This is a genomic window from Nocardia yamanashiensis NBRC 100130 (genome assembly GCF_001613325.1).
GTDB classification, from domain to species: Bacteria; Actinomycetota; Actinomycetes; order Mycobacteriales; family Mycobacteriaceae; genus Nocardia; species Nocardia yamanashiensis.
The window spans coordinates 22,113-29,270 of sequence record NZ_BDCD01000059.1 but is presented as its reverse complement, the minus strand read 5'-3'; the positions used below and the strand labels follow the sequence as shown (position 1 = coordinate 29,270).

At 67.7% G+C, this 7,158-nt stretch carries 5 protein-coding genes and 1 pseudogene; all 6 read right to left on the bottom strand.

All coding sequences use genetic code 11. From position 1 onward, the window contains the following. Nucleotides 1-206, bottom strand: a pseudogene (locus tag NY1_RS41025) (hypothetical protein); the annotation flags it as partial. Nucleotides 207-324: 118 nt separating this feature from the next. Next, nucleotides 325-1,107, bottom strand: coding sequence for an SDR family NAD(P)-dependent oxidoreductase (locus NY1_RS41020; RefSeq protein ID WP_233434706.1), 783 nt, complete (start codon nt 1,105-1,107; stop codon nt 325-327). Nucleotides 1,108-1,118: 11 nt separating this feature from the next. Beyond that, nucleotides 1,119-2,870 (bottom strand): N-acyl-D-amino-acid deacylase family protein, encoded by a 1,752-nt coding sequence (locus NY1_RS41015; protein WP_067723379.1) that lies wholly within the window; start codon nt 2,868-2,870, stop codon nt 1,119-1,121. Nucleotides 2,871-2,876: 6 nt separating this feature from the next. Next, nucleotides 2,877-4,538, bottom strand: coding sequence for a steroid-24-oyl-CoA synthetase (casG, locus tag NY1_RS41010; RefSeq protein ID WP_067723377.1), 1,662 nt, complete (start codon nt 4,536-4,538; stop codon nt 2,877-2,879). 22 nt (nt 4,539-4,560) lie between these two features. Continuing rightward, nucleotides 4,561-5,706 (bottom strand): serine hydrolase domain-containing protein, encoded by a 1,146-nt coding sequence (locus tag NY1_RS41005; protein WP_067723375.1) that lies wholly within the window; start codon nt 5,704-5,706, stop codon nt 4,561-4,563. Nucleotides 5,707-5,723: 17 nt separating this feature from the next. Continuing rightward, a complete protein-coding gene (locus tag NY1_RS41000; protein WP_067723372.1) occupies nt 5,724-7,091 on the bottom strand; it encodes a flavin-containing monooxygenase in 1,368 nt (455 codons plus the stop codon). Nucleotides 7,092-7,158: the final 67 nt, after the last annotated feature.

Genomic DNA, 7,158 nt, shown 5'->3' with positions numbered 1-7,158 from the left:
GCCGGGGCCTCGGTGGTGGGCGCGGGCGCGGCCGAGGTGGGCGCGGCCGACGGGGCCACCACCGAAGTGGTGGGAGTCGTGGTGGTGGCTTCCGATCCGCCGGATGCCTTCTCACCGCCGCAGGCCGCCACCGTACCGAGCAGCAGCACCCCGCTGACCACGGCCGTCATGGCGCGCGCGGCGAACATACCCCGGGAAACAGACATTCTCACTACCTCGAATCAGATTCTGAAGTGTCCACATTTCACTTCAGCGGGGATTGTACAAACCCCATCCCCGTTTCTGCCCCGAATCGGGAAAACCCGAGGTAGCGACCTATGCGAATCAGCCCGCGAGCTTGGCCAGATTCGGGAAGTTGCTGACTTCCCAGCCGCCGTCCACCACCAGTTCGGTGCCGGTGATGTAGGAGGCGTCGTCACTGGCCAGGAACAGGCACGGGCCCGCGACCTGCTCCGGCGACGCCGCCGCACCCAGCGGAATTCGGTCGAGGAACATCTGTTTCGCGGGATCGTAGCCCATGATCGCCGCCACCAAGGGGGTGTCGACCAGACCCGGGAGCACCGAATTCACCCGGATGCGATGCGGGGCCAGTTCCAGGGCGGCGTTCTTGGAGAACATCACCACGCCCGCCTTGCCGGTGGCGTACGCGCTGCCGCCGGGCATGGGGATGCGGCCGTCCAGCGAGGAGATGTTCACGATGGCGCCGCCGTTGCCACTGTCGCGCATCAGCCGGGCCTCGTGCTTGGTGCAGAGGAAGACGCTCTTCTGCACCAGGTCGACGGTGAAATCCCAGTCCTCCACGGCCAGATCGGTGATCGCGCCGATGCGCGAGCCGCCCGCCACGTTGAAGGCCGCGTCCAGGCGGCCGAAACGGCTTGCCGCGGTGGCGATTCCGGCCTCGATCTGGTCTTCGGCGGTGACATCGGCGACGACGGGCACGAAGGCGTCGCCGAGTTCGACGGCTTTCTTACCCAATCCGGCTTCGTCGATATCCAGCCCGACCACATCGGCGCCCTCCGCGATCAGCGCGGCCGCGATGGCCGCGCCGATACCGGAGGCCGCACCGGTCACGACGGCCGTCCGGCCGTCGAATCTACGTGCGTTCACAGTGTTTTCCTTCAGTTTCCGCGCCGGCCGGCGCGCAGGAATTCGCCGGTGCGCTCGGTGCCGAGGGTGTCGGCCCGCTCGCCTTCGCCGAAGACGTAGCGGCCGTTGACCAGTACGGCCGTCACGGTGGCGTCGTTGCGATTCACCATGCGGGACAGGCCGTTGTATTCGGGGACCGGGTTCTCGGCGTAGGTTTCCAGGCTGTCGTCCAGCCGCGCCGGATCCAGCACCAGCACATCGGCGCGATCGCCGACCCGCAGATGCCCGGCGTCCAGGTCGTACCAGTCGGCCAGTTCGCCGGTGACGCGATGCACCGCGTGCTCCACGCTCATGAAGCCCCGGCCGGACTCCTGGGCGCGGTGCACCCGCTTCAGGAACCGCAGCCCGAAGTTGTAGAAGGCCATATTGCGCAGGTGCGCTCCCGCGTCCGAGAAGCCCAGCTGCATACCGGGATCCACCGCCAGCTTGTCCAGCACCTCGGGCCGGTGATTGGAGATGGTGGTGCGCCAGCGCACCTTCGAACCGTGCTCGACCAGCAGATCGAGGAAGGCGTCCACCGGATGCAGGCCGCCGCGATCCACGCCGACCTGGCCGAAGGTCTTGCCGATGACCGACGCGTCGGGGCATTCGGTGATCTCGGCGTCGAAGAAGTCGCGGTGCCAGACCCGGGGCCCGTACTTCTTCTCGTAGTCCTTGCGGAACCAGCGCCGGTACTCCTCGTCGGCGAACAGCGCCTGCCGCTTGTCCAATTGATTGGACAGGTGCAATGCCGCCGCGCCGGAACCGAATTCCTCGAACACCGGCAGGTCGATGCCGTCGGAGTAGACCTCGAACGGCACCGGCAGATGCTGCCAGCGGAAGTCGCCGCCGAGCCGGTTCAGGATCTTGGCGATGAGCGGGAAGATGTAGATGACGCCCGGGATCGCCTTGATATCGGCGGCCGAGAGCAGGCTGACCTTCAGCTTGGGGCGGAAGAAGCCGAGCGTGCTCGCGGCCATGGCCACCAGGCTCTGCGGCCTGGCCACATCCGGGCCACCTTGCAAGGCGCGCTTGCGGTCTCGCAGAATGCGATTCAGGCGACGCCGTTCCTTGGTGGTGGCGTAGGTGGACGGCAGCGTGCGCGAACGGCAGGTGTCGCCGTCGAGTTTGTCGAAAAGCAGCTGCTGCGACGACATTCCGACGAAACCCGCGTCCAGGGCCTCGGTCAGCTTGTGCTCCATGCCGCGCACGTCGGCCTCCGAGGGCACCTCCTCGGGACGGGTGGCGCGCTCCAGGCCCATCTGGGCGACCCGGATATCCGAATGCCCGATGAAGGCGGCCAGATTCGCGCCCAGCGGCAGCGATTCCAGCGCCGCCACATAGCTGTGCGCGCTGTTCCAGGTCTTGAGCCCGTCCACCGCTTCGACCACGTGCGCCCGCGGGATGGCCTCCACCCGGCCGAACAGGTCACCGGCGTCCGAGCCGCCCACGTGCACGGTGGACAGTGAGCAGGAGCCGAGCAGGATGGTGGTCACCCCGTGCCGCAGCGATTCCGAAAGCGTCGGATCCAGCAGCACTTCCACGTCGTAGTGGGTGTGGATGTCGACCATGCCGGGCAGCACCCAGCGGTCGGTGGCGTCGATGACCCGCCCGCAGCCGGTCTCGTCCAGGGGTTCGGCGCTGACCGCCGCCACCCGGCCGTCCTTGATGCCGAGATTACGCAGCGCGGACGGGGCGCCGGTGCCGTCGAACCAGCGGCCGTTCTTGATGATGGTGTCGTACAAGGTGATTCACTCCCCCAGCCTGATATCGCGGCGCAGCACCTTGCCGGTGGCATTGCGCGGCAGCGGATCCGCGGTGACCAGCCAGCGGGCCGGCACCTTGAAGTAAGCGAGCCGCTGCGCCACGTGATCGCGCAGTTCGTCCTCGGTGACCGCGGCCGGATCCGCGACCACCACGATGGCGGCCACCTCCTGGCCGAGATCCTCGTGCGGCACGCCGATCACCGCCGATTCCGTCACCGCCGGATGCTCGTCCAGCACGTTCTCGATCTCCTGCGGGTAGACGTTCTCGCCGCCGCGCAGGATCAGATCCGACCGGCGGCCGGAGATGTAGAGCTTGCCCTCGCTCAGGGTGCCGAAGTCGCCGGTGCGCAGCCAGCGGTTCGCGTCGATGGACGCCTTGGTGGCGGCCTCGTCGTTCCAGTAGCCGAGCATGACGTACGGGCTGCGGATGCAGATCTCGCCCTCTTCGCCGTCCGGCACCGGCTTGCCCTCGGGGTCGCGGACCTCGAGGGCGACGCCGACCACCGCGCGGCCGACGGTCTCGTTGTCGGCGGCCAGCTCGGGCGGGGTCGCCACGGTCGCGGCGGTGCCGGATTCGGTGCAGCCGTAACTGGTGGTCAGGCCTTGCAGCGCGACCGGGAAGTGCTCGCGCAGGCGCTGTACCAGGGCCGGGGAGGCCGGGGCGGAATTGAGCGAGAACGCGGTCAGCGAGGACAGATCGTGCTTCGAGATGTCCGCCGCCAGAATGCGACTCGCCAGCGTCGGCACCGCCGCCCAGTTGGTGACCCGCTCCGCCGCGACCAGGGCCAGCAGCGATTCGGCGTCGAACGCGCCCGAGGACGGGAAGACCACGGCGTCGCCGGTGGTGAGGCGCGGAATCGAGAGATTGTGCAGGCTCGCGATGTGGAACAGCGGCATGGTCGCCAGGTAGCGGCGGCCCGCCGGGGAACCGTCCCAGGCCAGCCCGCGGAAGCCGGCGGCCAGGGCGTCCATGAAGCGGTGGTAGTCGGCGACGGCCACCATATTGCGCTGGGTGTGCACCACGCCCTTGGGACGGCCGGTGGTGCCGGAGGTGTAGAGGATGACCGCCGGATCGTCCTCGCCCACTTCCGCTTTCACGGTGCGGCCCGCGTATTCGGTGAGCAGCGCGGGCAGATCGGTTTCCATGGTGAGCACCGGGATGTCGGTCCCGGTCGCGGTGGCCAGGGCGGCGCGCTTGGCGTCGGCGAGCACCACCTTCGGCGCGGAATGCTCCAGGCCGTAGGCGATTTCGCGCGGGGCCCACCAGGCGTTGTAGCCGACCGGGATGGCGCCCAGCCGCTGCGCCGCCCAGAAGGTCAGCACCCATTCGGGGTTGTTGGCGGCCAGGATGCCGATCCGGTCGCCCTTGCCGACGCCGTACTTCTCGGCCAGTGCGGCGGCCAGCGCGCCGGCGGCCGCGTAGTGCTCGGCGAAGGTGTAGCGGGTGCGTTCCGACACCAGGTATTCGCGATCGCCCAGGGCGGCGGAGGCTTCCAGCAGCTCCAGCAGCGAGGCGTGGCGGTTGCGGAACACCGGCTGCGGCGCGCCCAGCACCTGCTCCACGGTCATCTCGAACGGCCCGCCCGGACCGGTCAGCTTTCCCGCGATCTGGGCCGCGAAAGCCTGCATGTCAACGGCATTGGTCATGAGTCAAGTCCTCGAATCTCGTTCAGTTGCCGCGGACCGCCGCGAACGTCGCCTTCAGGTAGGCGTCGGCGCGCTCGGACCCGATGAGGCCGGGGGCCATGCGGTTCATGGCGTAGGCGAAGGTGACCCGGTGGTCCAGGTCGTTGACCACGAAGGCCCCGCCCAGCCCGGCCCACCAGCACACCCGGCCGTCCGGAACGTGCGGAGCGGTCTGTTGCTGGGGCAGACCGTAACCGATGCCGAAGCGCAGCGGCAGCATGATCGCCAGATCCACGCCGTCGATCTGCTGCTCGAAAATGCGGTCGATGGTCTTGGGCGACAAGAACTCCCGGCCGCTGAGCGTGCCGCCATTGCTGACCAGCGACTGCAATCGGGCGATGGACCGGGCATTGCCGTGCCCGCCCATGCCGCCCAGTTCGGCCGAGCGCCAGGCCGGGGTGCCGACCTCGGCGAAATCCAGCAGCGGCTGGAACAGCGTCTTGAACATGACGCTGTCCTGCGGGAGCAGCGACTGATCGAACTCCGGCAGCTCCGGCGGCACCAGGGTGGCGACGCGATCGAAATCGCTTGCGTCGGTGCCGATATGGAAGTCCGCGCCGAGCGGGCCGGCCAGTTCCTCGGCGAAGAAGCGGCCCAGCGAGCGGCCGTCGATGCGCCGGATCAGCTCGCCGATCAGATGCCCGTAGTTCATGGCGTGATAGCCCGACGCGGTGCCCGGCTCCCACCACGGCGCCTGCCCGGCCAGCCGCGCGGCCGCGGCCTCGGTGTCGTAGATATCGGAGAGCACGATCGGCGCTTCCCACCCGGAGACGCCCGAGGTGTGCGAAAGCAGGTGCCGCACTTCGATATCCGCCTTGCCATTGGCCGCGAACTCGGGCCAATAGGCCGCCACCTTGGCATCCGGGTCCAGTTCCCCGCGCTCGACCAGCAGCAGCGCGCACAGCGCCGTCATGGTCTTGGTGATGGAGAAGGTATTGACCAGGGTGTCGGCCTTCCAGCGCACCGTCCGCTCCAGATCGGCCCAGCCGCCCCAGAGATCGACCACCGGTTCGCCGTCCACCACCACGCACACCGAGGCCCCCAGTTCCGCCCCGGATTCCACCTGTTCGGTGAAAACCGTTCGGAGCTCGGTGAATTCGTCGGCGCAGAATCCAGCCACATTGCTCATCTGCCCGTTCCCCTCTCTCAGACCCGCACGGCGGCGCGGCTCTTGACCGGCAGCTCGTGACCGTAGGCGGCGGCGCGCTTGGCCCCGTCGGCCAGCTCCTTCTTCAATTCGCGCACGTAGACGTCGAAATCGATCTGGATGGTGTGCCGCGGCGAGTTGTAGTACCGCTCGGCGCGCTGCGCCTCGGCCTGCTTGGCGGCGGCCGTCATCTCGGTCTCCGAGGGCAGCCGGTAGTTGCCGGTCAGGTAGGCCGCGACCAGCTTGGACTGCTGCTCGGCGAAGTTGACCAGGGTCGGCATCGGTTGTGCCAGACCGAGATAGAAGAGATTGTCGATGCCGGGCTTGACCATCTGCCGCCACAGCGGGATCTTGTTCGCCTCGTCCGGGCGCAGCGCCGGATCGGTGAAGAACGGGAAGCTGATGTGATAGCCGGTGGCGCACACCACCACATCGACCTCCTCCACGCTGCCGTCGGCGAAATGCACGTAACGGCCGTCGAGGCGGGTGATCGCGGGCTTGAAATCGATATCGCCGCAACCGACCCGGTGCAGGAACTCCTCGCTCGCCGACGGATGCGCCTCGAACGGCAGGTGATCCGGCTTGGGCAGGCCGTAATCCTCCATGCGGCCGCGGTTCTTGACCACGAAGCGCTGCTTGAGCTTGAGCGCCACCTTGGGCGGCATCCACGCCGGAACCACCTGGGTGTCACCGACTTTGCCGCCCACGTACTTGGGCAGCACCCACACGCCGCGGCGGGCCGAGACCCACAGCTTGGCGGCGATGAACTTCTGCGACAGCTCCGAGGCCACATCCAGGCCCGAGTTGCCCATGCCGACCACCACGATGCGCTTGCCGCGCATATCGATCGGGTCGAAGGGGTCGTTGTAGGCGTGCGAATGCAGCAGCGTGCCGTCGAACTCGCCCGGATAGTCGGGGGTGCGCGGATCCCAGTGGTGGCCGTTGGCCACGATCAGCGCGTCGAAGGTCTCGACATCGCCGTGCTCGCTGGTGACCAGCCAGCGGCCGTCGGCATCGCGTTCGGCGGCAACGACTTTGGTCTCGAAGCGGATGCTCTCGCGAATGCCGAAGTGGTCGACGTAGTCCTTGAAGTACTGGTGCAGCTGGGAGTGATGCGGGAAATCCGGCCAATCCTCGGGAGCGGGGAAGTCCTCGAACTGCAGGCGGTACTTCGACGTGTCGATGTGCAGGCTCTGATAGCAGGCCGACATCCCGTTCGGGTTCTTGTAGTACCAGTTGCCGCCCACCTCGTCCGAGGCCTCGTAGCAAACGAAAGGAATGCCGTACTCTGCCAGCCTTTTCGCGGCGGTGATTCCCGACGGACCTGCGCCGATGACGGCGACCCGGGGCAACTCACGTGTATCCAATTGACTCTCCTGCGGGACGTGACGTGGCACACACGGTAGCACTCGCTAGACAGTGTGTCTAGTGAGT